Below are 26,647 nucleotides of genomic sequence, written 5' to 3'. Positions count from 1 at the left end.
GTCGCAGGCGGTACGGCAGTCTGGGATTTGGAGGGGCTCATGTCTGATCTACCCCGGAAAGCGGTCACCCGTACCGCCAAGTTGGCCGCCCTGCCATTGGGGTTCGCGGGCCGTGCCACGTGGGGCCTGGGCAAGCGGATCGGCGGGAAGTCCGCGGAGTTGGTCGCCCGGGAGGTCCAGCAGCGCACCGCGGATCAGCTCTTCAAGGTCCTGGGGGAGTTGAAGGGCGGGGCGATGAAGCTGGGTCAGGCCCTGTCCGTCTTCGAGTCGGCACTGCCCGAGGAGGTCGCCGGACCGTACCGGGCGGCGCTCACCAAACTGCAGGAAGCCGCGCCTCCCCTGCCCAGCGGCACGGTGCACGCGGTGCTGGAGGAGCGGCTCGGCGAGGACTGGCGGGAGCTGTTCCTCGAATTCGACGACAAGCCGTCGGCCGCCGCCTCGATCGGTCAGGTCCACCGTGCGGTGTGGCACGACGGGCGGGACGTCGCGGTGAAGGTGCAGTATCCGGGCGCCGGTGAGGCGCTGCTCTCGGATCTGACCCAGCTCAGCAGGTTCGCCCGGCTGCTCGGCCCGTTGATCCCGGGAATGGACATCAAGCCACTCATCACGGAGCTGCGTGACCGGGTCTCGGAGGAGCTGGACTACGAACAGGAGGCACGGTCGCAGCGGGTCCACGCGGAGGAGTTCGCGGCCGATCCGGATGTCGTGATCCCCGGTGTCGTACACCAGTCCGACCAAGTGCTGGTGACGGAGTGGATGGACGGTGTTCCGCTGGCCGATGTGATCGCGGAGGGCACGCCGGAACAGCGGGACCGGGCCGGTCAGTTGCTTGCGCGTTTCCTTTTCTCGGGCCCGGCGCGCACCGGGTTGCTGCACGCTGACCCGCATCCGGGCAACTTCCGGCTGCTGTCCCCGGACGACGAGACCGCCGAAATCGGTGGGAAAGGCGAGGCCGGCGAGGCCGGGCAGTGGCGGCTCGGGGTGCTGGATTTCGGCACGGTGGACCGGCTGCCGGGTGGTTTGCCGCAGACGATCGGTGATTCCTTGCGGCTGGCGCTAGCGGGTGACGCGAGGGCGGTGTACGAGCTGCTGCGCGAGGAGGGGTTCGTCAAGGAATCGATCGATCTCGACCCTGCTGCGGTGCTCGACTATCTCCTCCCGATCATCGAACCGGCGCAGGTGGAGGAGTTCGCCTTCACCCGGAGCTGGATACGCAATCAGGCGGCGCGGATCGCGGATCCTCGCTCGCCCGCTCATCAGCTGGGCAAGCAGTTGAATCTGCCGCCCGCCTATCTGCTGATACATCGGGTGACGCTGAGCACGATCGGGGTGCTGTGTCAGCTGGGTGCGACGGTGCGCCTGCGCGAAGAACTCGAATCCTGGGTACCGGGGTTCCTGTCGGCGGATGAGCATGAGCCCGTGGTGCAGGAGTTGGCGGGCGACGCGTAGGGCAGAGCCTTCAGGCACCGGTACCGAACCCGGGCCCTCATACCCGGGGCCTCACCACCAGGCAAAGTCGAGACGGCTCTCGATCGCCCTGATGTGGGTGCGGCCGCACTCTTCGCAGAAGTACTGGTGTCTGCCGTTCTCCACGGAGCAGATCCAGGTCGGCGGTGTGGTCTCGCTGTCGGCGGAGGTGCCGCACAGTGCACACGCGACCACCGCGGCGTCCCTCTGCGGGGGTTGCTGAATCCGGTGATGAGTCTCCTCGTTCACCTTGTGACGATAACTCCGTCGCTGCTGTGCCGCGCGGCACGGCACAACGCGACCGCGCAGCAGATCCGCGCAGCACGACCGCGGGGCCGGTCCGTTCGGACCGGCCCCGCGGAAGGGGTACTCACTATGGGTACTGATTGCTCCCGGACAGAGCGGCTGCCCGGCAGCGGGGTGGTACTGATGTCCGGCCCGACTAGTGCATGACTGCCATGGCCAACGCACGGCGGGCGCGCATCGAGGCGCGCTCGGCCCGGCGCTGCATCCGGCGGGCGGTGACCAGGCGGACGGCCTGGCGTTGCGCGTCGGCGTCCCTCAGGCGGTCGTGCATATGCGCACGAGCCAGGGCTTCTGGGATGAGTTGCATCTCGCGGGTCCTGTTCTGACGCGAGTCGTTCGCGCCGGTGATCGTGACGTTCGGTGTTGCGGAGCCGACGGGCTCATTCGTGGGGACGGACATCGGAGCCTGATTTCGGGGATCGTGGGTGTGGGGACGGTCGATGGTTCCGGGGCGCTTCATAAGTTTGGGGGCCGTGACCCCCAGCACGGCGGTCACGCCGCGACCGGGTTCTTGCGCGGACGGCCACGCGGCCGCTTGCGAGCGACGACGACGCCCTGGATGAAGAGCTCACCGCCCCAGACGCCCCACGGCTCGCGCCGCTCCTTGGCGCCGGCGAGGCAGGCCTCCACGAGCGGGCAGGTGCGGCAGAGGGACTTGGCGTACTCGACGTCGGCCGGCGACTCGGCGAAGAAGACCTCCGGGTCATAGGAGCGGCAGGGGACGGGCACGCCGAGGTTCTCGATGGCGTCGTCGAGCGCGGTGAGCGCAGTGAGGGGGATCAAGGCGGAGTCCTCCGTGAGGCCGGGCGGCGGGATCGTGTCGGAAGTCGGTACGGACGGGGCGTGCGCTTCGAGTTGCACGGTGGGTGGTGTCCTCGTCTGGTCGTTCCGGCCTGTTGGCCGGGGGGCGGCTGGTACCGGGTGCTGCTTGTCCCGAGGCTCCTTCGCGTCGTCTCGTCCGTTTGGACAAAACAAAAGGGCCGCGGATCCCGAGTGGGGTTCCGCGGCCCTGAAGGCGCCGGCCTGATGGTGAATCAGGCTGGATCACTCCAGGGTTCAGGCCCACGGAAGGCCCACATCGTGTGGTGGTGCGTCATCTGCTTCTTGGCGCCGGATTCCGCTCCCGCACCGACGGCCGCAAAGGCATAGGCCTGGGCCTGTCCCTTCGCTACTGCTGCTGCCGGTGCCTGGGTCGGTCGCTCATTGCGCTCCCGCACGGGGAGGCTCGCCAGGGACAGCGGGGCGGCGGCAGAAATGCCGGACACACCGGTGCCACGGAGCGCGGACTCGGAAGAGCAGGCGAGGCCGAGCGAGCAGGCGGAGACGACCGAGCAGGCGGAGACGACCGAGAGATCGGTCACTTTGTTGGTCTCGATGATGCTGATCACTTCAATCGCCTCCTCTCGGCGTCTCGGGGGGACCGGTGAACCGGTCCTACGTATTCGGATAAGTACAGCACAGGGCCAGGGCTTCAGAGAAGTCGCTGTTCCCGTGGTTAAGAACCTATGGTGATGACTGGGGCGGGCGCAAACTATTTTTTCGACGAGTTTTTCTCACACCTCGTCAACGGCGTCCCCGACCCCTTCCTCCACCGTCTCACCTGCGCAAATGGCAAGTACCGCGGTCCCGAACCGGTCCAGCTTCCGCGCGCCGACCCCGGAGATCCCGGCCAATTCGCCCGCGCTGCCCGGCACCGCCTCCGCGATCGCCATCAGCGTCTTGTCCGTGAAGACGCAGTACGCGGGCTGACCGATCTCCTTCGCCCGGACCGCCCGCCAGTCGCGCAGCCGCTCGTACAACGCCTCGTCCATGTCGGAGGGGCAGTCGTCGCAGCGCATCAGCTTCATCTCGCCCGCGTCGGTGAGGGTCCTGCCGCAGACCCGGCACCGGGCAGGGCCGCGCGTGCCGCGCCTGGCGACCGGTCCGAGTCCCCGCTCGATCCCGCCGCCGCCACCCGCCGCGCCACGCGCGCCGAGGGCCCCCGAGCCGGGGCGCAGTCCGTTCAGGAACCGGCTCGGACGGCGTCCGGCGCGGCCACCGGGCGAGCGGGACAGCGACCACGACAGCGAGAGGTGGAGGCGCGCCCGGGTGACACCGACGTACAGCAGCCGACGCTCCTCCTCGATCTGCTCATCGGTCTTGGCGTAGGTGATCGGCATCATGCCCTCGGTCAGACCGACCAGGAACACGGCGTCCCACTCCAGGCCCTTCGCCGAGTGCAGCGAGGCGAGAGTGACCCCCTGGACGGTAGGGGCGTGCTGGGCGGCGGCCCGCTCGTCGAGCTCCGCCACCAGGTCGGAGAGCGTCGCGCCCGGCTTGGCCTGTTCGAAGTCCTCGGCGAGCCGGACCAGGGCTGCCAGGGATTCCCAGCGGTCGCGCACCGCGCCGGAGCTCGCGGGCGGTTCCGTGGTCCACCCCTTGGTGGAGAGCACCGCGCGCACCTCCGCCGACAGCCCCTCCGCGTCGTCGAGCAGGGAGTCGTTGCCCCCCGCGCGGGCCGCGCCGCGCAGGGCGACGCCCGCCTCCCGTACCTCTGCCCGCTCGAAGAAGCGCTCGGCGCCGCGCAGCTGGTACGGCACGCCCGCGTCGGCCAGGGCCTGTTCGTAGACCTCGGACTGGGAGTTGACCCGGTAGAGCACGGCGATCTCGCCGGCCGGGACGCCCGCGGCGATCAGATCGCGGATGCGGCGGGCAGTGCCCTCGGCCTCCGCGGGCTCGTCCGCGTACTCCGTATAGGCAGGCTCGGGGCCGGGCTCGCGCTGCGAGACCAGTTCGAGCCGGTGCTCGGCGGCGCGGCCGCGGGCCTGGCCGAGCAGCCCGTTGGCCAGATGGACGACCTGGGGGGTGGAGCGGTAGTCCCGGACCAGCTTGACCACCGTCGCGTTGGGGTGGCGGGTGCGGAAATTCAGCAGGTGGTCGGGGGTGGCTCCGGTGAAGGAGTAGATCGTCTGGCTGGCGTCGCCGACGACGCACAGGGTGTCCCGGTCCCCGAGCCAGAGATCGAGCAGCCGCTGCTGGAGCGGGCTGACGTCCTGGTACTCGTCGACGACGAAGTGCTGGTACTGGCGACGGACGTGGTCGGCGATGTCATGGCGGTCCTGAAGGATGGCGACGGTGAGAAGCAGCACATCCTCGAAGTCGATCACCGAGCGTTCGCGCTTCAGCTGCTCGTACATCGCATAGATCTGGGAGATCTCGGCCGGGTCGCGCGGGGCGTCGCGCTGGGTCTTGGCGACCACGGCCGGGTAGTCGGCGGGCACGGTCTGGGTGACCTTGGACCACTCGATCTCGCTGGTGACATCGCGCAGCTCGTTGCGGTCGAGGCGGATGCGGCAGCGGGCCGCGGCCTCGGCGACCAGCTGGACCTTACGCTCCACCAGCCTCGGCAGTTCGCCACCGACCGCTTTCGGCCAGAAGTACTGGAGCTGGCGCAGGGCGGCGGAGTGGAACGTCCGCGCCTGCACCCCGCCCGCGCCGAGCTGGCGCAGCCGTCCCCGCATCTCGCCCGCGGCCCGGTTGGTGAAAGTGACGGCGAGCACGCTCGTCGGCTGGAGTATTCCGGCGCGCACCCCGTAGGCGATGCGATGCGTGATCGCACGCGTCTTGCCCGTACCGGCTCCGGCCAGCACACACACCGGGCCGTGCAGGGCCGTGGCGACCTCGCGCTGCTCGGGGTCCAGGCCGTCGAGCACGGCGTCGGCCGACTCGGGGACCTGCGGGAAGAGGGAGGAATGCGTTGCTGCTGTCACCCCGCCATGCTGCCAGGTCGGAAGAGGCCGGTGCGGAGGTTGTCCACAGGGGAGCCGCATCTGTCGTACTAATGCGGGGGGCGGCCTGATACAGGGGGCGGTCTGCCGCCCGATACGGGGGGCGCGGGAATGGTGGTTGCCTCACGTACGTTGCCCTTCCGTGCGGTGACGCACTTTCCGGTCTCTCCGCATGACGGATGAGACGGATGAGACAGACTGACGAGACAGAGGAGCGCGAAGACATGCCGGGCACTGTGACGATGTACAGCACCACGTGGTGCGGCTACTGCCGTCGGCTCAAGGGCCAGATGGACCGCGAGGGCATCGCGTACAACGAGATCAACATCGAGCAGGACCCGGAGTCCGCGGCCTTCGTCGAGAAGGCCAACGGGGGCAACCAGACCGTTCCCACCGTCCTGGTGGTCGGCTCCACGGGTGTCGAGGCCGTCATGACGAACCCGTCCCTGGCCCAGGTGAAGCAGGCGCTCGCCGCCTGATCCGGCAGCTCCCGCAGTGCGGGAACGCGGTACGGGAACGCCGTACGCGAACGCCCTCTCCGGTGCGCGACCGGAGAGGGCGTTCTCGTGTGCCGTGGGCCGTGTGCCGTGGGCCGTATCCAGCCGTACGTCAGCCGACCGTGCCCGGCTTCGGGAGCGGCTTGCCGTACCAGAGCTCGATCAAGCGGGCCGCGATCGAGATGCCGAACGGCGGCATGACCTCGCCCGACTCGAAGGCCGCCGTCAGGTCCTCGCGGGAGAACCAGCGGGCCTCCTCGATCTCCTCGCCGTCCACGTCGATCTCCGACGAGGTCGCGCGTGCCATGAAGCCGAGCATCAGACTGGACGGGAACGGCCAGGGCTGACTGGCGATGTACTCGACCTCGCCGACCGTGATGCCCGCCTCCTCGAAGACCTCGCGGGCCACGGACTGCTCGATCGACTCCCCCGGTTCGACGAAGCCCGCGAGCGTCGAGAAGCGGCCCTCGGGCCAGTGCACCTGGCGGCCCAGCAGCGCGCGGTCCTGGTCGTCCGTCACCAGCATGATGACCGCCGGGTCGGTACGCGGGTAGTGCTCGGCGCCGCAGGCCGGGCAGCGGCGGATGTGGCCGGCCGCCGCGATGACCGTGCGTTCGCCGCAGCGCGAGCAGAAGCGGTGCAGGCGCTGCCAGTTCTCCAGGGCCACCGCGTGCACCATCAGGCCGGCGTCGCGGGGGCCGAGCAGCAGCCCGGCCTCGCGCAGTCCGGCCGGACGGGCAGGCTGGTCCATGCGGCCGGGCAGGGAGTCCTTCTGGAGCGCGAAGTAGCTGATGCCGTCCTCGTCCGTGCCGAGGAAGTAGCGGTGGGTCTCTGTGACCGGGGCCTCGAAGGCCGGGGTCATGACGATCTCCGTACCGCCGTCGGCCGTGTCGTCGATCAGCACCTGCCCGCCGGAGACGACGAACACACGGGTGGTCGGGTGGCTCCACGCGGCTGACAGCCAGGCCTCGTCGAGGCGGTGGTGCGCCGCACGGTCGATGCCGCTGGGCGCCGTGAGACCGATGGGCCGGTCTGTGGTGGCGTTGTCGAAGGTGCTCACAGGTGCTTCCTACTCCCCCGGGATGGATCGGGTGTTCAGAGGATTCAGCGGAGTGCGGCGGCCAATTCGCCCCAGAGGTGGGCCGCTGTCTCCACGCCCTTGAACAGAAGGCCGAGTTCGACCTTCTCGTTGGGTGCGTGCCAGCCGTCGGACGGTACGGAGATGCCCAGGAAGAGGACGGGTGCGCCGAGCACGTCCTGCAGGTCGGCGGCGGGCCCCGAGCCTCCTTCGCGGGTGAAGAGGATCTTCTGGCCGAAGGCCCGTCCCATGGCGCGGGCCACGGCCTGCAGGGCGGGGTGGTCCAGCGGCGTGAGGCAGGGGCGGGTGGCGGGCGCGAAGGTGATCCGGTGCCGGACACCGGCCGGAACCTGCGCCTCGGCCCAGGCCCGGACGGCCTGCTGGACGTGGTCGGGGTCCTGGCCCGCGACCAGCCGGAAGCTGAGCTTCACCAGGGCGGAGGACGGGATGATCGTCTTGCTGCCGGCGCCCTGGTATCCGCCGCCGATGCCGTTGACCTCGGCGGTGGGGCGGGCCCAGATGCGTTCCAGCGTGGAGTGGCCGGCCTCGCCCGACGCCGCTCGGGACTTGGCGGTACGCAGCCAGGTCGCCTCGTCGAAGGGCAGTTCGGCGAAGAGCGCGCGCTCGGTGTCGGTGAGTTCCGTCACGCCGTCGTAGAAACCGGGGATCGCGACCCTGCCGTCCGCGTCGTGCAGTGCGGCGACGAGCCGGGCCACGGCCGTCGCCGGGTTGGGGACCGCACCGCCGAACGATCCGGAGTGGATGTCCTGTTCGGGGCCGTGCAGCTCGATCTCGCACTCGGCGAGGCCGCGCATGCCCGTGCAGACCGTGGGCGTCGTCTCGTCCCACATGCCGGTGTCGGAGACGATCACGGCGTCGGCGGTGAGCCGGGCGGCCCGCTCCTCGGCCAGGGCGCGGAAGTTCGGGGAGCCCGACTCCTCTTCACCCTCGATCAGCAGCTTGAGGTTGACGGCGGGGGTGGTGCGGCCGGTGGCGGCGAGGTGGGCCCGTACGCCAAGGGTGTGGAAGAACACCTGCCCCTTGTCGTCCGCGGCGCCCCGTCCGTACATGCGGCCGTCGCGGATCACCGGCTCGAACGGGTCGGTGTCCCAGCCGTCCTCGCGGGCGGCGGGCTGCACGTCGTGGTGCCCGTAGACGAGGACGGTCGGGGCGTCCGGGTCGTGGGACGGCCACTCGGCGAAGACCGCGGGAGCGCCGGGCGTCTCCCAGATCTCGGTGACCGGGAAACCGGTCTCCTTGAGCTTGGCGGACAGCCACTCGGCGCTGCGTCGTACGTCCCCGTCGTGGACCGGCTGGGCGGATACGGACGGGATGCGCAGCCACTCGGCGAGGTCGTCGAGGAAGGCTGCACGGTGCTGTTCGGTGTACGTACGGACGGCGCTGTCCGGGGTCTCGCTCATGTGGTTGAGCCTATCGGCCTGTGGAGGGTGGCTCGTCCAGCAGGAGTCGCTCCAGCTCCGCCCGGCCCGGGAGGCGGGTGGGGTGGACGGTCTCGCCGCTGCGTACGTACAGGAACGTGGCCGTGACGGCGGTGAGCGGCAGGTCGTGCAGCTCGGCCCAGGCCAGGCGGTACACGGCGAGCTGGAGGGGGTCGGCGGTGTTGGTGCGGGTGGTCTTCCAGTCGACGATCTCGTACGTGTCCCCGGTGCGGTACACCGCGTCGATCCGGCCCCGGATCACCCGGCCGGCCAGCGTGATCTGGAAAGGCGTCTCCACGCGGTACGGAGTTCGGCGGGCGTACGGGGTGCGCTCGAAGGCCTCCTTGAGTGCGGCGAGGTCGCGCTCGTCGGCGATCTCGGCGTCGCTCTCGTCGCCGCCGGGCAACTCGTCCGGCCCGAGCATGGGCAACGGCAGCTCCTCGAAACGGGACTCCACCCAGGCGTGGAAACGAGTGCCTCTTCGGGCCGCGGCCTGCGGGGGGCGCGGCATCGGGCGGGCCAGCTCCTGGGCGAAGCCCTCGGGGTCGTCGGCGAGACGCAGCAGCTGGGTGGCGGAGAGCGAGGCGGGCACGAGGACGTCGCGCACGGTGGCGCGGGCGCGGCGCAGTTCGCCGGTGAGGGCGTCGAGGTCACGGTCCCAGGAGGCGAGCGTGCGGGATTCCTCCGGGGTGAGGGCGCGTTTCCCGGCGGGCTCGGGAGTACGGGCTGCGGGGACATGGGGCGTGGGGGCGTGGGGAGTGGAGGCGGGGGGAGCGGAGGCGTGGGCTGCGGGGAGATGGGGGGTGGGGGCGTGGGGAGTGGAGGCGGGGGCCGGGGGCTGCGGGGGCTCCGCGGACAGGGCGTCCCAGTCGTCGGCCCCGTCGGAGAACGCCCCGTCGGGGAACGCCTCGTCGCCAGGGAACGTGGCGTCGCCGGCGAACAGGTCGTCGTCGGGGAACAAGCCGTCGTCGTACGGGGCGCCATCAGGGCCGTCGTACGGCTCCGGGGCATCGGGCAGCGCCTCGTACGCATCCGGCAGCGCACCGCCCGTCGCGGCCAGGGCCTCCAGATGCGCCATCACCGTGTCCGCGGCGGCCCGGCGGCGGGTCAGCGCGGTGTCGTCGAGGGGAAGCGGCCACGCGTGGTCGGCGTCCCTCTCGGCGAGCGCCGGGTTCTCCTCGCCCTCGGCCGGTTCGTCCGCCCAGGCCTCGATCTCGCCGTGTCCGGCCACGCAGTGCTCGTACAGCGCGTGCAGGAAGCCGGACGGGCCGCGCGGCTTCTTCTGGCTCGGGCCCCACCAGTGGCCGGAGCCGAGCAGCAGGGTGCGGGGCCGGGTGAAGGTGACGTATCCGAGGCGGAGCTCCTCGGTGTGCTGGTGCTCCTTCATCTCCTCCTTGAAGCCCTTGAGCCCCTTGGCGTCCCAGGAGTGGAGGACGGGGAGGGTGGCCGCGTCCCCGCGCAGGGCGTGCGGGAGGACCTTGGACTGGGCGGTCCAGGCGTCGCGGGACTGGCTGCTCGGGAACTGGCCGGTGACCAGGCCGGGCACGGCGACGACATCCCACTCCAGTCCCTTGGACTTGTGCGCGGTGAGGACCTTGACGGTGTTCTCGCCGCCGGGCAGGGCGTTGTCCAGGCCCTTCTCGTACTGGACCGCGGTCCGCAGGAAGCCCAGGAAGGCGAGGAGGGTGGCCTCGCCTTCGACGGCGGCGAAGCGGGCGGCCACGTCGAGGAAGTTGGCGAGGGTCTCGCGGCGGCGGGCGGCCAGGGCGTGCGGCGACGCGGAGAGCTCGACCTCCAGGCCGGTGGTGGCGAGGACGCGGTGCAGCACGTCCATCAGGGGGTCGGCCAGTGAGCGGCGCAGGTCGCGCAGTTCGGCGGCCAGGCGGGCGAAGCGGATGCGGGCCTCGGTGGAGAACGGAAGCCCGTCGTCCACGCCGCCGCCCGATTCGAGGAAGGTGTCCAGCGCGTCGGCGAGCGAGATCACTTCGGCCGGGTCGATGCCCTCGACGGCCTCGGCGAGGCGGCGGTCGGCGTCGAAGTCCTCCTCGTCGCCGTGGGCCGCGCGGTGGACGAGGAGGCGGGCGCGGCGACCTAGGAGCGCCAGGTCGCGGGGGCCGATCCGCCAGCGGGGGCCGGTGAGCAGCCGGACCAGGGAGGCGTTGGCGCCGGGGTCCTGAAGGACCTCGCAGACCGCGACGAGGTCGGCGACCTCGGGCAGGTGCAGCAGCCCGGACAAGCCGACGACCTCGACCGGGATGTCACGGGCCACCAGCGCCGCCTGGATCTCCGGGAAGTCGCCCGCGGTGCGGCACAGGACGGCGATCTCGCCGGGCGCCTTGCCGGTCGTGACGAGGTGGGCGATCGAGTCGGCCAGCCAGTCGATCTCTTCGGTGTGGGTACGCAGCAGGGCGCAGCGGACGATGCCGTCGCGCTCGGCACCAGCGGCGGAGCGCAGGGCCTCGACGCCCTCGTGCATGGCGCGCAGGGGTGCCGCGAGGCCATTGGCGAGGTGGAGGAGCCGGCCGCCGCTGCGGCGGTTCTCGCTGAGGGAGTAGCGGGTGGCGGGGGTGCCGTCGGCGTGCGGGAAGTGGAGCGGGAAGTCGTCGAGGTTGGCCACGGAGGCACCGCGCCAGCCGTAGATCGCCTGGCAGGGGTCACCGACGGCGGTGACGGCGTGCCCGGTCGCCGCCGTGGCTTCGAGGACGCCGCCTTCCGGACCGCGGCCCTCGGGGACTCCTTCCGGACCGCCGCCTTCCGGACCACGGCCGAAGAGGGCGGAGAGCAGCAGGCGTTGGGCGACCGAGGTGTCCTGGTACTCGTCGAGCAGCACGACGCGGAACTCGTCGCGCAGGATCGCGCCGACCTCCGGGCGGGTGAGGGCCAGCTCGGCGGAGAGCGCGATCTGGTCGCCGAAGTCGAGCAGGTCACGGCTCCTTTTGGCCTCGCGGTAACGGCGGGTCAGTTGCAGCAGCTCCCGGCGGGCCTGGGCCGTCTCGGGGATCTTGCGCAGCTCGGCGTTGGTGAGCCGGGCCGATTCGAGCGTACGGAGCAGGTCGGTGTCGTACTCCGCGAGCTGTTCGGGGCGTACGAGATGTTCGGCCAGCTCGGCGTCGAGGGCCAGCAGATCGCTGACCAGTGTGGGGAACGACCTGGTCAGGGCCGGGTAGGGGCCGGGCGCCTCGCGCAGTACGCGGGCGGCGAGCTGGTAGCGGATGGCGTCGGCAAGGAGGCGGGTGCTGGGTTCGAGACCGATGCGCAGTCCGTGCTCGGTGAGGAGCCGGCCGGCGAAGGCGTGGTACGTGGAGATGCTGGGCTCGCCCGGGGGGTTGTCCGGGTCGATGGCGTCCGGATCGGTGACCCCGGCCGCGACCAGGGCCTTGCGGACGCGCTCGGCGAGTTCGCCCGCCGCCTTATTGGTGAAGGTGAGTCCGAGGACCTGCTCGGGGGCCACCTGTCCGGTCCCCACCAGCCACACCACGCGCGCCGCCATCACCGTGGTCTTCCCCGACCCGGCTCCGGCCACGATCACCTGCGGGGCGGGCGGCGCTGTGATGCAGGCCGTCTGCTCCGGGGTGAACGGGATCCCAAGAAGCTCCTTCAGCTGCTCGGGATCAGTGATATGCGAGGACACCCGACCGAGGCTAACCGGACGCACTGACAACGTGCGGGCCGCCCAGAACTCCGGACCCGGCTCACTCCAGGATGTGCCGGCCCTCCGGCTGTGCGCTGCACGAGGCGCGGAAGGCGCAGTGCGTGCAGTGCTGGCCGGTCGTGGGCGTGAACCGTTCGTCCAGGACCCGTCCGGCAGCCGTGGCCAGCAGGTCGGGGACCCACTCACCGGAGAGGGGCTCCTGGGCCTGCACCTTGGGAAGGGCGTCGCCGCCCTCCTTCTTGGGGGCGGGCTGGCGCAGTTGTACGAGTTCGGCGCCGCCGGGCACGGGGCGCCGCCCGTCGAAGATCTCGTCGACCGCACCTTCCCGTACGGCCAGCTGGTAAACGGCGAGCTGGGGGTGGCGGGCAACCTCGTCCTTGGTCGGGGACTGTTTGCCGGTCTTGAAGTCGACCACGTACGCCCGGCCGTCGGCGTCCTGTTCGACGCGGTCCATGGAGCCCCGGATGCGTACCTCGTACTCTCCCGCCTCCAGCGTCACGTCGAAGTCGTGCTCACTGGCGGCGGGGGTGCGCCCGGCGCGGTCCATGACGTGCCAGCGCAGGAAGCGTTCGAGGGCGGCCCTGGCCTGTTCCTTCTCCTGCTGGGACTTCCAGGGGGCGTCGAAGACGAGGCCGTCCCAGACCGAGTCGAGCCGCTCCATCAGGACGGCCAGATCGGCGGGGGTGCGCCCGGATGCCACCTCGTCGGCCAGGACGTGGACGACGTTGCCGAAGCCCTGGGCGGCCGTCGCCGGGGCGTCGGCCTTCACCTCGCGGCCGAGGAACCACTGGAGCGCGCAGGTGTTGGCGAGCTGATCGAGCGCGCTGCCGGACAGGGCCACGGGCTGGTCCCGGTCGCGGAGCGGGGCGGTGGAACGGGTCGGCTCGTACAGGCCCCACCAGCGGTAGGGGTGGGCCGCGGGTACGAGCGGCTGGCCCTCGTCGTCGGTGAGCGCGGCGAGGCGGGCGAGGCGGTGGGCGGCTTCCTCGCGCAGGGCGTCGGAGGCGTCGGGGTCGACGGTGGTGGCGCGGAGTTCGGCGACGAGCGCGGCGACGGCGAGCGGGCGGCGCGGCCGGCCGGTGACGTCGCGCGGTTCGACGCCGAGTTCGGTGAGGAAGCGGGAGGGCTGATCGCCGTCGTCGGCGGGTGCCTTGACCGCGGTGACGACGAGACGTTCGCGGGCCCGGGTCGCCGCGACGTAGAAGAGGCGGCGTTCCTCGGCGAGGAGGGCACCGGGGGTGAGCGGCTCGGCCAGGCCGTCGCGGCCGATCCGGTCCGCTTCGAGCAGCGAACCGCGGCGGCGCAGATCCGGCCAGAGCCCCTCCTGCACGCCGGCGACGACGACGAGGCGCCACTCCAGGCCCTTGGAACGGTGCGCGGTCATCAGCCGTACGGCCTCGGGGCGCACCGCGCGCCTGGACAGGGTGTCGGCGGCGATGTCCTGGGCGTCGACCTCCTCCAGGAAGTTGAGCGCGCCCCGTCCGCCGGTACGTTCCTCGGCCCGGGCCGCCGTGTCGAAGAGCGCGCAGACGGCGTCGAGGTCGCGGTCGGCGTTGCGGCCGCCCGCGCCCCCGCGCAGTGCGGCACGCTCCAGCCGCCCCGGCCACGGGGTACCCGCCCACAGCTCCCACAGCGCCTCCTCCGCGGTGCCGCCGCCTTCGAGGAGCTCGCGCGCCTTGCGCAGGAGCGCACCGAGGCGCTGGGCACCGCGGGCGTACGCCGGATCGTGCGCGACGAGCCGTTCGGGCTCGGCGAGCGCGCGCGCCAACAGGTCGCCGGAGGGCGCCGGTACGCGATTCCCGGCGGCCCGCTCCTCGTCGCGCAGGGCCCGGCCGAGCCGGCGCAGGTCGGCCGCGTCCATGGAGCCGAGAGGGGAGGTGAGGAGGGTCAGTGCGGTCTCGGTGTCCAGCCAGGGGGGCGCATCGGGGGCGGGCGGTTCCTCCGTGGGAGTGCCGGGTTCCCGGTCGGGATCGAGGTCGGGACCGCGATCAGGATCGAGGTCGGGTTCGCAATCGGGATCGAGGTCGGGATCGCGATCGGGTTCCTGGTCGGGAGCGGGGGCCTCCGCGCCCGGCGCACTCCGGCGCAGGGCCGCTGTGGCGACCGCGCGGAGTGCTGTCAGGAGCGGGGCCACCGCCGGTTCGTGGCGCAGGGGGAGATCGTCGCCGTCGACCTCCAGGGGGACGCCCGCCGACGTCAGGGCCCGGCGCACGGAGGGGATCACGCGGCCTCCGGCCCGTACGAGCACCGCCATCTCTTGCCACGGGACGCCGTCCTCCAGATGCGCCCGGCGCAGCAGATCGGCGATGTTGTCCAGCTCGGCGGAGGCGGTCGGATAGGTGTACGCCTCCACGCTGCCGCCCTCGTGGACCGCGACGAGCTCCCGGTGGGCGCGGACCTTCGCCGAGGGCAGCCGGGTCAGCGGCATCCGGCGGGTGAGCATCCGGGTGGCGGCCAGCAGCTCTTTGCCGGAACGGCGCGAGGTGGTGAGGACGCCGACCGGGGCCGGGGCGCCGTCCGCCCGCCGGAACATGTCCGGGAAGTCGAGGATGCCGTTCACATCGGCGCCCCGGAACGCGTAGATCGACTGGTCCGGGTCACCGAAGGCGATCAGGTCCCGGCCGCCCCCGGCGCCCGGGGCGCTCCCCCGGTTGCCGGCCAGCGCACGCAGCAGCCGTACCTGCGCCGGGTCCGTGTCCTGGTACTCGTCCACGTACACCGCGTCGTACCGCCCGGCCAGCAGCTCCGACACCTCGGGGCGCTCCGCGAGCAGGACGGCCCGGTGCACCAGCTCCGCGTAGTCCAGCACCCCCTGCGCGTCCAGCACGTCCAGGTACTCGGCGAGGAACGCGGCGGCGGCGGCGCCCCAGTCCGGCCGGCCGGTACGGCGGGCGAAGTCGGCCAGCGCGTCCGGGCCCAGGCCCAGCTCGCGGCTGCGGGCGAGCACCGCCCGTACCTCGTCGGCGAAACCGCGCGTGGTCAGACAGGCCCGCAACTCGTCGGGCCAGCGGATGTGCGGGAAGCCGTCCCGTTCCAGTTCGAGCTGGCCGGCGAGCAGCTCGCGGACGGTGACGTCCTGCTCCGGCCCGGAAAGCAGCCGCGTCGGTTCGGCGAAGAGGTCGGCGTCCTGATGGGCGCGGACCAGTGCGTAACAGAAGGAGTGGAACGTGGTGGCCTGCGGACCGCGGGCCGCACCGAGCCGGGCAGCCATCCGGTCGCGCAGCTCCACGGCGGCCTTGCGGCTGAAGGTGAGGACCAGGATGCGGGCCGGGTCGGTGCCCGAGGTCACACGGGTGGCGACCGCCTCGACGAGCGTGGTCGTCTTGCCGGTGCCGGGTCCGGCGAGCACCAGGAGCGGGCCGCCGGGGTGATCAACCACCGCGCGCTGCGCCGCGTCCAGGAGAGGGGGGTCCACGGAGCCCGGCGGGGTGCGCACCAGCCGGTACGCGCCCGCGGTCCGCTGCCGTGCCTGACGGTGCGGACTGTGCCGGGTGGTGGAGGAGGTGCTCACGTGGGTCGCCGGTCCTGGTGGGTGTACTGGGTGTACTGGGTGTACATGTCGGGTGTACTGGATGTGCGTGGGTTGTGCGTGCGCGCACGGGGCTTTTACGTGCGTGTACTGGGTGTACCGGTGATGAGAGTGCGGTACGTGCTGCGAACTGACGACGCTACGCCAGCAGGGGCGCGGTGCGGGGCGAGTCCGCTGCGTACCTCGTCACGTTCGGGGCCACGGGTGTCGCAGGTGTCACAGATATCGCAGGTGTCACACACCTCGCGCGTGCCACAGGCGTCACGGGTGTCTCAGGTGGCACATACCTCGGGGGTGCCGTCGCGCACCGCGTCGTGTTCCACATCACGCGCCGGGCCCGGCGCCGCCCATTGGGCACCCGAATGGCCGAAGCTGTCAGATGTGAGCACCTCCGCCCCTGTCCCTGTCCGCGTCGGCGTCACCGACCGCGCGACCGGTGACGCCGTCCCACCGCGCCCGCTTCATGTCGAGGCGCGGCAGATGGCCCTCCGCGCCGCGCGACGCCTCGCGCAGCGGGGTGCTCTCCTCGCGGTAGCGGTCCAGCGCCCGCAGTTCGTGGCCGGGCAGCAGCGCCCCGTCGGCGCGCACCACACGCCACCACGGCACCGCGGCCCCGTACAGCGCCATGACCCGGCCTACCTGGCGCGGGCCGCCGTCGCCGAGCCACTCGGCGACATCTCCGTACGTCATGACACGGCCGGGCGGGATCAGCTCGGCGACATCGAGGACCCGCTCCGCGTACTCCGGCAGCTCGTCGATCGCCCGGTCGTCGCTCGTCCCGTTGCCGCTCGTCCGGTGTTGGCTCATCCGGTGTTGGCTCATCCGACCCATCCTGCCGTACACCACCGACAGCCCGGCCCGGCCCGCGGGCGCCCGTTCATGGGGCGTGCGTGCGGAAGCAAAGGAGCGTATGTTGCGCTTCGCGTGTCCGCGCAGTGCACCCTGACGCCCTCCTCTGTCGCCGGGCCGTGCCACCATCGTGCAGGCGGTGACCGGTGATACGAGAACACGAAGACCAATCAGAGGCGACGAAGGAGCAGGGCGTGCAGCCACCGAAGGCGGCGGACGCCCCTGACGCCGAGCCGCACTCGGACATGTCGGATGTGTCGGACGGGCCCGCCGAAAAGCCCGGAGCGGAGCGAGGTACGCCCGGTACGGAGCCGGCGAAGCAGGCGGAGCACGACGCATCCGGCGCGCAGCGGACAACTCCAGGTGTCGGGCGGCAGGACGTCCCCGAGCACCTGACCGGCTCGACGCTCTCGACCTCCGCGGCGGAACAGGCCGAGCGCGTCTCGGGCGACGAGCCGCTGCTCCCCGCCCGGGTGCACCGCCCCTCCGATCTCATGCGGCTCCTCATCGGCGTCCTCGCGATCGTCATCCTGTTCTTCATCGCCGCGTTCGCCCACGGCACGACCACCGGCCTCGAACAGGACATCAACAAGGGCACCGGCCAGGCGCCCGACATCCTGATCAAGATGGCCGGGCTGGTGTCCAGCATCGCCGTGCTGCTCGTTCCGGTCGCGTTCGCCATCGAGCGGCTGATCAAACGCGACGGGCTACGGATCGCGGACGGCGTGCTCGCCGCCGTACTGGCGCACGGCGTCACGCTCGCCGCCGACCTCTGGGTGGCCAAGTCCGCCCCCGGCACCATCCAGGACGCCCTGACCCAGCCGCAGCCCGGTGACGCGCTCACCGATCCCGTACACGGCTATCTCGCGCCCGTGATCGCTTATATGACGGCGGTCGGGATGGCGAGACGGCCGCGCTGGCGGGTCGTGCTGTGGGTGGTGCTGCTGCTCGACGCGTTCGCCATGCTGGTCGGCGGCTACACGACCCCGTTCTCGATCGTCCTCACCGTGCTGATCGGCTGGACCGTGGCGTACGGCACGCTGTACACGGTCGGCTCGCCCAACGTACGGCCGACCGGTCAGCACCTGATGGCCGGTCTGCGCCATGTCGGCTTCCACCCGGTCACCGCGATGCGCGCCGAGGACGCGCCCGACTCCGGTGACCAGAACGACCGGGGGCGGGGCTATCTGGTCACCCTGGAGGACGGGCCACCGCTCGACGTGACGGTCGTCGACCGCGAGCAGCAGGCCCAGGGCTTCTTCTACCGGGTGTGGCGCAGGCTCACGCTGCGCGGCATCACCCAGCGCCGTTCCATCCAGTCGCTGCGCCAGGCGCTGGAGCAGGAGGCGCTGCTCGCGTACGCGGCGATCGCCGCCGGGGCCAACGCGCCCAAACTGATCGCCACCTCCGAGCTCGGGCCCGACGCCGTGATGCTCGTGTACGAGCACATCGGCGGCCGTTCGCTGGACGCGCTGGAGGACTCGGAGATCACCGACGAGCTGGTGCGCGGCGCCTGGCATCAGGTGAAGGCGCTCCAGTCGCGACGCATCGCCCACCGCAGGCTCACCGGTGACGCCATCCTGGTGGATCGTTCCGGCAAGGTGTTCGTCACCGATCTGCGCGGCGGCGAGATCGCGGCCGGGGATCTGGTCCTGCGGATGGACGTCGCCCAGCTGCTGACCACCACGGGTCTGCGGGTGGGCGCCGAGCGGGCCGTGGCCGGTGCGCTGGAGGTGCTGGGGCCCGATGCCGTGGCGGACTGTCTGCCGTTGCTCCAGCCGATCGCGCTGAGCCGCTCCACCCGGGCGACCCTGCGCCGGCTCGCCCGGGAGCGCTCGCAGCGCGAGCGTGAGGCGGTGCTCGACGCGTCGGACGCGGCCAAGCGGGCCCGGGCACTCGAACACGCGGCGGCGCAGGAGCCTGCCACCGCCGCCACGGGTACCGACCACAAGGCGGCCCGCAAGTCGCTCCGTATCCAGAAGCAGGCCAAGAAACGGGCCATGGAAGACGCCCTGGAAGAGGCGCGCGAGGAGGATCTGCTCTCCCAGATGCGGCAGCAGGTGCTGCTGATCCGGCCGCAGGCACCGGTCGAACCGGTCCGGCTGGAGCGCATCAAGGCGCGCACCCTGGTCAGCTGCATCGCCGGCGCGATCGCCGCGTACTTCCTCATCTCGCAGGTCACCCAGGCGGATTTCGGTGCGGTCGTCGAGCAGGCGGAGTGGGGCTGGGTGGCGGCCGCGGTCGGCTTCTCGGCCCTCAGTTATGTCGCGGCGGCGATGAGCCTGCTGGGCTTCGTGCCGGAGCGGGTGCCGTTCGGCAAGACCGTGCTGGCGCAGGTCGCCGGGTCGTTCGTGAAGATCGTCGCCCCGGCTGCGGTGGGCGGTGTCGCGCTGAACACCCGCTTCCTCCAGCGTGCCGGCGTACGCCCGGGGCTCGCCGTGGCGAGTGTCGGCGCCTCGCAGCTGTTCGGTCTCGGCTGCCACATCCTGCTGCTGGCGGCGTTCGGCTATCTGACCGGTACGGAGAGGACCCCGTCCTCGCTCACGCCCTCCAGGACCGTGATTGCCGGGCTGCTGACGGTCGCCGTGCTGGTGCTGGTGGTGACGGCGGTTCCGTTCCTGCGGAAGTTCGTGGTGACACGAGTGCGGTCGCTGTTCGCCGGAGTCGTACCGCGCATGATCGACGTGGTGCAGCGGCCGCAGAAGCTGCTCACAGGCATCGGCGGGATGCTGCTGCTGACCGGCCTGTTCGTGATGTGTCTGGACGCGTCGGTACGGGCGTTCAGCGGCCCGGATGTGCCGCATCTCAGTTACGCGAGCATCGCGGTGGTCTTCCTGGCCGGTAACGCGCTGGGCTCGGCGGCGCCCACGCCGGGCGGAATGGGTGCGGTCGAGGGCGCGCTGACACTCGGGCTGATCGCGGTCGGCCTGCCGAAGGAGGTCGCGGCACCGGCCGTTCTGCTCTACCGGCTGCTGACGCTGTGGCTGCCGGTGCTTCCCGGCTGGCTCTGCTTCAACCACTTGACCCGTAAGGGCGAGCTCTGACCCGTAAGGGCGAGCTCCGACCCGTAAGGGCGAGCTCCGACCCGTAAGGGCGAGCTCCGACCCGCAAGGGCATCTGTCCCGCAGAGGCCGCTTCGACCTGCAAGAGCGAGCTCTGACCCGCAGAGGCTGCTCCGACCCGTTAGGGCGAGCCCCGACCCGCAGGACGAAGACGGACTCCGACGCCCGTACGGCCGCGAGCGAGCGCTGACAGGTCCTCAGCCGTCCTGCGAGCTCGTTCTCGGGCCGGTCGGCGTCCGCCGCCCATGAGGCCGGTCGCGCCATCGCAAGGCCGGTCGGGCGATCCCGGCGCCCCTCGGCCACCCGCTTGGACCGGTGCTCGTGCAGCGGTCCGGTTCCCGCCGCACGATGGGGCCATGAGGACCTCCCCTGCCCTGCGTGCCGCCGCTCTCGCCGCCACCGTCACCGTGCTCCTTCCCCTCACCGCCTGCTCGGAGAGCAGCGACAAGGGCGGCCCGGTCGGGCCGCAGAACTCCCCGCTCGCCGCGAACGCCGCCGAGGCGAGCAGCGGCTCCGGCGACCTCGCCTCCCAGAAGCTGACATGGAAGCCCTGCCCCGCCCCGTCCCCCGAGCAGGGCAGCGGAAAGGCGCCGTCGCCCCTGCCCGGCGGCGCGCCCTGGGAGTGCTCCATCATGAAGGCCCCGCTCGACTACGCGAACCCCGGCGGCGCGACGATCGAGCTGGCGCTCATCCGGGCCAGGGCCAAAAGCGCGGACAAGCGGATCGGCTCCCTCATCTTCAACTTCGGCGGCCCCGGCGCCTCCGGCGTCGCCACCCTGCCCGCCTTCGGCACCGACTACGACAAGCTCCGCGCCCGCTACGACCTGGTCAGCTTCGATCCGCGCGGGGTCGGTAACAGCGCGGGCGTGGAGTGCGAGACCGACCGGCAGCTCGACGCCCGCTACCAGACCGACGCCACCCCGGACGGCAGCGCCGACGTGAATGCCTTCGTCAAGGACATCAAGACGTTCGCGTCGGCCTGCGAGAAGAACTCCGGCAAGGAGCTCCCCTACGTCGGCACCACCAACGCCGCCCGCGACATGGATCTGATGCGTCAGGTGCTCGGCGACAAGAAGCTGTACTACTTCGGCATCTCGTACGGCACCGAGCTGGGCGGCGTCTACGCCCACTTGTTCCCGAAGAACGTCGGCAGGTTGGTGCTGGACGGGGTGGTCGACCCGACCCTGGACTCCGAGCAGTCCTCGCTCGGCCAGGCCAAGGGGTTCCAGCTCGCGCTGGACAACTTCGCCAAGGACTGCGTGGACCGCGGCGCCGCCTGCAAGCTCCCCGGTTCCACCGGGAAGGAGGTCGAGCAGGGCATCTCCGGCCTTCTCACCCGGCTGGAGAAGAAGCCGATCCCGGGGATCGGGTCCCGGCAGCTGACGCAGACCCTGGCCCTCACCGGCATCGCGGCCGCCCTCTACTCCAAGGAGACCTGGCCTCTGCTGGAGCAGGGCGTGGACGAGGCCGACGGCGGCAACGGCGCGCTGCTCCTCGCCCTCGCGGACTCGCTGAACGGCCGTGAGGCCGACGGGCACTACGACAATTTGATGGCCGCCAACACCGCCATCAACTGTGCCGACTCCAAGCAGCGGTTCACCGCGGACCAGGCCATGGCGAAGCTCCCGGAGTTCCGGTCCGCCTCGCCGATCTTCGGTGACTATCTGGGCTGGGGTCTGCTGGCCTGCACCGGCTGGCCGGTGGCGGGCGCCTGGACGACCCCGGACGTCAGCGCCCCGGGCGCGGCCCCCGTCCTCGTCATCGGCAACACCGGCGACCCGGCGACCCCTTACGCGGGCGCGAAGGCGATGGCCGACGCGCTGGGCAAGGGTGTTGGTGTGCAGATGACGTACGAGGGCCAGGGGCATGGCGCGTACAACAGTGGCAACGCCTGTGTGCAGAACGCCGTGGGCGGCTATCTGCTGGACGGCAGGGTTCCGGCGGCCGGGACCGTCTGCAAGTAGGCCCCGGCCGTGAACGGCCTGACAGGCCCTAGCATGGGCGCACCTTCTGTACGTAGTACGTACAGGTACATGGGGAGGACGTACACGTGGTAGGACACGCACGCGCCGGGGCGCTGGCCGGCGCCGCACTACTGCTGACGGGGCTGCTCGCCGGCTGTGACAGTGGTACGGACGACAAACCGGCCGACAGGACGGACCACGGTGCGGCGTCCTCGCCCGGCAAGTCGTCCGCCACGACGGGCGGGCAGCCCGGCACGCCCGCCCTGCCCGCCACGCTCACCTCCCAGCGGCCGGTCTGGAAAAGCTGCAAGGCCCCCGCGGGCGGCAGCGCTCCCGGGGCCGGGTGGCGGTGCGCGACCGTCGAGGTACCGCTGGACTACGCGAAGCCGGACGGCGACACCATCCGGATCGCGCTGATCCGCAAGGAGGCCCGGGACAAGGGCCGGCGCCTCGGCTCGATGCTGTTCAACTTCGGCGGCCCCGGTGGTTCGGGCGTCTCGATACTGCCGCGCGCCGCCGGTTCGTACGAGAAGCTCAACGCCCGCTACGACCTGGTGAGCTTCGACCCGCGCGGCGTCGCGGGCAGCGCGGGGGTGAACTGCCGTACCGACAAGGAGGCGGAGGACGCCTACCGGAAGGTCGACATGACTCCGGACACGGCGGCGGAGGAGGCCGCGTTCATGAAGGACGGCGCGGACTTCGGCGCCGGCTGCGAGCGCCGCTCCGGCAAAGTCCTGCCGTACGTCGGTACGACGAACGCCGCCCGGGACATGGACCTCATCCGCGAGGTGCTCGGCGACCAGAAACTCACCTATTTCGGCATGTCGTACGGCACGGAGCTGGGCGGCACCTACGCGCACCTCTTCCCGAAGAAGGTGGGCCGCACCGTCCTGGACGCCGTCGTCGACCCGACCGCGGACGCGATCGGGCACGCCCGCAACCAGGCGACAGGATTCCAGCGGGCGCTGGAGAACTACCTCAAGGACCGCGGCCAGGCCCCGAAGGCGGGCACCGAACGCATCGCCCGGCTGCTGGAGCGGATCGACAGGAAGCCGCTGCCGACCGCCTCGGGCCGTGAGCTCAACCAGTCGCTGGCCATCACCGGCATCGTCATGCCGCTCTACTCCAAGAGCAGCTGGCCGTATCTGACCCAGGCGCTGGACGAGGCCGAGAAGAGGGGCACCGGCACGATGCTGCTGCAGATGGCCGACGCGTACAACGGCCGGGACGAGAAGGGCCACTACGACACCCAGAACCACTCGCAGCGCGCCGTCTCCTGCGCGGACAGCAAGCTCCGACCGACGGCGGCCGAGGCCCGGGCCATGCTGCCCGAGTTCCGGCAACTGTCCCCGGTGTTCGGACCGTTCCTGGCGTGGGACACGGCCGGCTGGTGTGCGCAGTGGCCGGTGGAGGGCGAGCACGAGAACCCGGAAGCGAGCGCTCCGGGCGCCGGTCCGATCCTGGTCATCGGCACGACCGGAGACCCCGCGACGCCTTACGAGGGTGCGCGGAAGATGGCGGACGAACTGGGCAAGGGCGTCGGCATCATGCTCACCAACAAGGGCGAGGGGCACGGCTCGTACGGTGAGAGCGCGTGCGTGACGTCGACCGTGGACGCGTACTTCCTCGACGGGAAGGTCCCGGCGGACGGCAGGACCTGCTCGTAACGCGGATCCCCGGGGATACCGAAGGGGCCGGTCCGCAACATGCGGACCGGCCCCTTCGAAGCGTTCGTACCCGGTACACCAGCGTTCGTACTCGGAACACCAAGGACTCGGTACACCAACGGTTCAGTACACCGGTTCGGTACGCGCCGGCTCAGTGCGCCGGCTCAGTACACCGGCTTCTCGGGCTCGATCTGGTTGACCCAGCCGATCACGCCGCCGCCCACGTGCACCGCGTCGGCGAAGCCCGCCGACTTGAGGACCGCGAGGACCTCGGCGCTGCGGACACCGGTCTTGCAGTGCAGGACGATGCGCTTGTCCTGCGGGAGGTCCTGGAGGGCGTTGCCCATCAGGAACTCGTTCTTCGGGATCAGCCGGGCGCCGGGGATCGAGACGATCTCGAACTCGTTCGGCTCACGGACGTCGATGATCTCGATCTTCTCGTCCGTGTCGATCCACTCCTTGAGCTGCTTCGGAGTGATCGTGGAGCCGAGCGCCGCCTCCTGGGCCTCCTCGGACACGACGCCGCAGAATGCCTCGTAGTCGATGAGCTCGGTGACGGTCGGGTTCTCGCCGCAGACCGCGCAGTCGGGGTCCTTGCGGACCTTGACCTGGCGGTACTGCATCTCCAGGGCGTCGTAGATCATCAGCCGGCCGACCAGCGGGTCGCCGATACCGGCGAGCAGCTTGATGGCCTCGGTGACCTGGATGGAGCCGACGGAGGCGCAGAGCACCCCGAGCACGCCGCCCTCGGCGCAAGAGGGAACCATGCCCGGCGGGGGCGGCTCCGGGTAGAGGCAGCGGTAGCAGGGGCCGTGCTCGGACCAGAAGACGGACGCCTGGCCGTCGAACCGGTAGATCGAGCCCCAGATGTACGGCTTGTTCAGCAGTACGGCTGCGTCGTTGACCAGATAGCGGGTGGCGAAGTTGTCCGTGCCGTCCACGATCAGGTCGTACTGGGCGAAGATGTCCATCACGTTGTCGGCTTCGAGCCGCTCCTCGTGAAGGACCACGTTCACGTACGGGTTGATGCCCAGCACCGAGTCCTTGGCGGACTCGGCCTTGGAACGGCCGATGTCGGCCTGGCTGTGGATGATCTGGCGCTGCAGGTTCGACTCGTCGACCTCGTCGAACTCCACGATGCCGAGCGTGCCGACACCGGCGGCGGCCAAGTACATCAGGCCCGGCGAACCGAGACCGCCGGCGCCGACACAGAGCACCTTGGCGTTCTTCAGCCGCTTCTGCCCGTCCATCCCCACATCCGGGATGATCAGGTGGCGGGAGTACCTGCGGACCTCGTCGACGGTGAGCTCAGCAGCTGGCTCGACCAGGGGTGGCAGCGACACAGGAACCTCAACAATGCAGGTGGTCGGTTTCTACGTACTTCAGCTACGTACGGTTGTTCTTGCCGTAACACTGCCACGCTCCTTCTCATTCCGAGATACCCGGTCCGATCCGCGAGACGATTTCGTCCCAGTACCCGGGCAGCGCCGCGAATGGATCGGTTTGTCCGTGCGGTCCGTGCAGTCCGTGCAGTCCGTCCCGTCCGCGCAGTCCGCGCAGTCCGTGCTGTCCGTCCCGGTCCGTGAAGAAGATCGTGCCCGCGCCCTGCCAGCGGGCGATGCGCATGGCCTCTTCGAGATGGGTGCGCGGAACGCCGTGGACGAAGTGCGCGAACCGCTTCGGCGGATAGGCGGCAGTCCACTCCGCCACCTGTGACCAGCGGTAGTCGGTCCAGGGGCCGGAGAAGGTGACAAGCTGGTCGGCGGCCTCGGCGTAGCCCGGATGCGGATGGGTGCCCAGCCCCAGCACCAGCGGCCCATGCTCCTCTGCGCCTTCGTCGTGTTCGAGGAGCGTCGCGAGTGTGCTGGTGAGACGGCGGACGGCCGGGAGTTCGGCGCGGCCGGCCGGGCACCGGCCGAGATAGAAGCCGTCGACGCGGTACCAGTCGAGGAAGGACTGCGCGTCGGCGATCAGCTCTCCGAAAGGGCGGCTGCCGAAGGCCAGATCGAGATGGCCGAGCAGCCGGCCGCCCGCCGCCCGGACGGAGTCCTGCGGGGTCTCGCCGTGCACAGCCCGTTCCCGGGCATTGCGGAGCCGGCCCGCGGCCTCCAGACAGTGCGGGTCGGGGCGGGCTCCCGGGCCGTCGTCGATGTTGAGGACCGCCCAGTGCAGCGGGGTGCCGGGGCAAGTGAGCTCGGCCCACTCGGTGGGGGCGAGCAGCGGGTGCGCGTAACCGGGGACGCCGAAGCCGAGCTGTTCGGCGCCGCCGGCCCGGCGAGTGGTGCCGGTGGAGGTCAGATACGGCACGCCGCCTCCATCCAGATGTCGGCCAGGGACTCCTCCAGATTGATCCGGGGCCGCCAGCCGAGCCGGTCCCGGGCGGTGCGGACGTCGGCCTGCTGCCAGGCGCCGCAGCCGTCCGGGTAGGGGGACGGGGTCGCCGAGGGGTGCTCGATGACCGACTCGGTCGAGGACCGCGGGGCACCGATGGGCAGCCGGGGCGGGGGCGCGTCGAGCTCGTGGAGTGCGCCCGCGTATCCGGCGACCCTGGCGAGGACGGAGGCCGCGTCCCGGAGCCGCACGGCGCGGCCGGTGCCGATGTTGACGACGCCCTGCGCCGCGGAGAGCGAGGCGGCGTGCACGGCGCGCGCGACATCGCGTACGTCGACGAAGTCGCGCTGCACGCCGAGGCCGCTGAGCTTCAGCTCGCCGTCACCGGACTGCATGGCCCGGCGCATCGCCTCGGCGAGCCTGCCGAGCGGGGAACCGGCCGGGGTGCCGGGGCCGACCGGGGAGAAGACCCGCAGCACGACCGCGTCGAGGCCGGAGCCGAGGACGAGTTCGGTGGCGGCGAGCTTGCTGACGCCGTACGGGCCGCCGGGGCGCGGAATCGCGTCCTCCGCGGTCGATGAGCCGGGCTGCGAGGGCCCGTACTCCGACGAACAGCCGACCTGGACGAGCCGGGCCGTACAGCCGCTGCGCCGCATCGCCTCGCAGACGGTGGCGACGGCGACGGTGTTGTGGCGGGTCAGATCGCGGGCCCCGCCGCGGGTGGCGCCCGCGCAGTTGACGACGACGCCGGGGTGGACGGCGTCCAGGAAGCGGGTCAGCGCGCCGGGGCTGCCGCCGGCGAGGTCGAACCGCACGTCGGCGTCGTCGCCGCGGCCGAGCGCCGTGAGATGCACGGCGGGGTCGGCGAGCAGGCGGTCGGCCACGAACCGGCCGAGGAATCCATTGGCTCCGAGCAGCAGCACCCTCATCGCGTGCCCCCTCGGTGCCGACGGCGGGCTGCCGGTGCGGGGGATTGGGGGGTCATGTCCGGTGTCTCCTTGAGGAAGTGACGTGTGGTGCGGTACGGGGAACGGACCCG

At 71.3% G+C, this 26,647-nt stretch carries 18 protein-coding genes; 5 read left to right on the top strand and 13 right to left on the bottom strand.

Going from position 1 to position 26,647, the window contains the following annotated elements; genetic code table 11:
• The first annotated feature begins 39 nt into the window (after positions 1-39).
• Positions 40-1,449 carry an ABC1 kinase family protein gene (locus OH735_RS25020; protein ID WP_406383767.1) on the top strand — a complete coding sequence of 470 codons (1,410 nt, stop codon included), beginning with the start codon at positions 40-42 and terminating at the stop codon, positions 1,447-1,449.
• Positions 1,450-1,500: 51 nt separating this feature from the next.
• Here the strand turns inward: OH735_RS25020 and OH735_RS25015 are convergent, their stop codons facing one another.
• The 5 genes from OH735_RS25015 to OH735_RS24995 form a co-directional block, all read right to left on the bottom strand.
• Positions 1,501-1,716 (bottom strand): hypothetical protein, encoded by a 216-nt coding sequence (locus OH735_RS25015; RefSeq protein ID WP_406383766.1) that lies wholly within the window; start codon positions 1,714-1,716, stop codon positions 1,501-1,503.
• Between the two features lie 193 nt (positions 1,717-1,909).
• A complete protein-coding gene (locus OH735_RS25010) occupies positions 1,910-2,233 on the bottom strand; it encodes a hypothetical protein (protein ID WP_406386721.1) in 324 nt (107 codons plus the stop codon).
• 32 nt (positions 2,234-2,265) lie between these two features.
• Positions 2,266-2,634, bottom strand: a complete 369-nt coding sequence (locus OH735_RS25005) for a WhiB family transcriptional regulator (protein WP_384448887.1) — start codon at positions 2,632-2,634, stop codon at positions 2,266-2,268.
• Between the two features lie 173 nt (positions 2,635-2,807).
• A complete protein-coding gene (locus OH735_RS25000) occupies positions 2,808-3,161 on the bottom strand; it encodes a hypothetical protein (protein WP_406383765.1) in 354 nt (117 codons plus the stop codon).
• Between the two features lie 165 nt (positions 3,162-3,326).
• On the bottom strand, positions 3,327-5,582 hold the full coding sequence (locus OH735_RS24995; protein WP_406383763.1) for an ATP-dependent DNA helicase UvrD2: 2,256 nt from the start codon (positions 5,580-5,582) through the stop codon (positions 3,327-3,329).
• 182 nt (positions 5,583-5,764) lie between these two features.
• Between OH735_RS24995 and OH735_RS24990 the strand changes: the two genes are divergently transcribed.
• Positions 5,765-6,019 (top strand): mycoredoxin, encoded by a 255-nt coding sequence (locus tag OH735_RS24990; protein ID WP_351075460.1) that lies wholly within the window; start codon positions 5,765-5,767, stop codon positions 6,017-6,019.
• Positions 6,020-6,149: 130 nt separating this feature from the next.
• On the opposite strand, the gene nudC is transcribed toward OH735_RS24990, so the two are convergent.
• The 5 genes from nudC to OH735_RS24965 form a co-directional block, all read right to left on the bottom strand.
• On the bottom strand, positions 6,150-7,097 hold the full coding sequence (gene nudC, locus OH735_RS24985; protein WP_266748400.1) for an NAD(+) diphosphatase: 948 nt from the start codon (positions 7,095-7,097) through the stop codon (positions 6,150-6,152).
• Between the two features lie 44 nt (positions 7,098-7,141).
• Positions 7,142-8,536, bottom strand: coding sequence for a dipeptidase (locus tag OH735_RS24980; protein WP_406383762.1), 1,395 nt, complete (start codon positions 8,534-8,536; stop codon positions 7,142-7,144).
• Positions 8,537-8,546: 10 nt separating this feature from the next.
• On the bottom strand, positions 8,547-12,185 hold the full coding sequence (locus OH735_RS24975; protein ID WP_406383761.1) for a UvrD-helicase domain-containing protein: 3,639 nt from the start codon (positions 12,183-12,185) through the stop codon (positions 8,547-8,549).
• Between the two features lie 61 nt (positions 12,186-12,246).
• Positions 12,247-15,717 (bottom strand): ATP-dependent helicase, encoded by a 3,471-nt coding sequence (locus tag OH735_RS24970; RefSeq protein WP_406383760.1) that lies wholly within the window; start codon positions 15,715-15,717, stop codon positions 12,247-12,249.
• A gap of 393 nt (positions 15,718-16,110) precedes the next feature.
• Positions 16,111-16,542, bottom strand: a complete 432-nt coding sequence (locus OH735_RS24965) for an MGMT family protein (RefSeq protein ID WP_406383759.1) — start codon at positions 16,540-16,542, stop codon at positions 16,111-16,113.
• A 236-nt stretch (positions 16,543-16,778) separates the two neighbouring features.
• Here OH735_RS24965 and OH735_RS24960 point away from each other — a divergent pair, with 236 nt between their 5' ends.
• From OH735_RS24960 to OH735_RS24950, 3 genes are all read left to right on the top strand, one after another.
• Positions 16,779-19,628, top strand: coding sequence for a YbhN family protein (locus OH735_RS24960; protein WP_406383757.1), 2,850 nt, complete (start codon positions 16,779-16,781; stop codon positions 19,626-19,628).
• A 374-nt stretch (positions 19,629-20,002) separates the two neighbouring features.
• Positions 20,003-21,610 (top strand): alpha/beta hydrolase, encoded by a 1,608-nt coding sequence (locus OH735_RS24955; protein WP_406383756.1) that lies wholly within the window; start codon positions 20,003-20,005, stop codon positions 21,608-21,610.
• An 86-nt stretch (positions 21,611-21,696) separates the two neighbouring features.
• Positions 21,697-23,277 carry an alpha/beta hydrolase gene (locus OH735_RS24950; protein WP_406383754.1) on the top strand — a complete coding sequence of 527 codons (1,581 nt, stop codon included), beginning with the start codon at positions 21,697-21,699 and terminating at the stop codon, positions 23,275-23,277.
• A gap of 164 nt (positions 23,278-23,441) precedes the next feature.
• Here the strand turns inward: OH735_RS24950 and moeZ are convergent, their stop codons facing one another.
• The 3 genes from moeZ to OH735_RS24935 form a co-directional block, all read right to left on the bottom strand.
• A complete protein-coding gene (gene moeZ / locus OH735_RS24945) occupies positions 23,442-24,620 on the bottom strand; it encodes an adenylyltransferase/sulfurtransferase MoeZ (protein ID WP_406383753.1) in 1,179 nt (392 codons plus the stop codon).
• An 85-nt stretch (positions 24,621-24,705) separates the two neighbouring features.
• Positions 24,706-25,584 (bottom strand): spherulation-specific family 4 protein, encoded by an 879-nt coding sequence (locus OH735_RS24940; protein ID WP_406383752.1) that lies wholly within the window; start codon positions 25,582-25,584, stop codon positions 24,706-24,708.
• A complete protein-coding gene (locus OH735_RS24935; protein ID WP_406383751.1) occupies positions 25,572-26,537 on the bottom strand; it encodes an NAD-dependent epimerase/dehydratase family protein in 966 nt (321 codons plus the stop codon). Before OH735_RS24935 ends, OH735_RS24940 begins: the two co-directional genes overlap by 13 nt.
• Positions 26,538-26,647 lie beyond the last annotated feature (110 nt).

Source organism: Streptomyces sp. NBC_01618 (assembly GCF_045209435.1).
Taxonomy (GTDB): Bacteria; Actinomycetota; Actinomycetes; order Streptomycetales; family Streptomycetaceae; genus Streptomyces.
The sequence above is the reverse complement of the archived record's forward strand: the minus strand, read 5'-3'. Positions and strand labels throughout refer to the sequence as shown.

Bases quoted from the DNA above. Each gene is read 5' to 3' on its own strand.
- OH735_RS25020 (WP_406383767.1), top strand. From the start codon at position 40: ATGTCTGATCTACCCCGGAAAGCGGTCACCCGTACCGCCAAGTTGGCC.
- OH735_RS25010 (WP_406386721.1), bottom strand. From the start codon at position 2,233: ATGAAGCGCCCCGGAACCATCGACCGTCCCCACACCCACGATCCCCGA.
- OH735_RS24995 (WP_406383763.1), bottom strand. From the start codon at position 5,582: ATGCGGCTCCCCTGTGGACAACCTCCGCACCGGCCTCTTCCGACCTGG.
- OH735_RS24990 (WP_351075460.1), top strand. From the start codon at position 5,765: ATGCCGGGCACTGTGACGATGTACAGCACCACGTGGTGCGGCTACTGC.
- OH735_RS24980 (WP_406383762.1), bottom strand. From the start codon at position 8,536: ATGAGCGAGACCCCGGACAGCGCCGTCCGTACGTACACCGAACAGCAC.
- OH735_RS24965 (WP_406383759.1), bottom strand. From the start codon at position 16,542: ATGAGCCAACACCGGACGAGCGGCAACGGGACGAGCGACGACCGGGCG.
- OH735_RS24955 (WP_406383756.1), top strand. From the start codon at position 20,003: ATGAGGACCTCCCCTGCCCTGCGTGCCGCCGCTCTCGCCGCCACCGTC.
- OH735_RS24935 (WP_406383751.1), bottom strand. From the start codon at position 26,537: ATGAGGGTGCTGCTGCTCGGAGCCAATGGATTCCTCGGCCGGTTCGTG.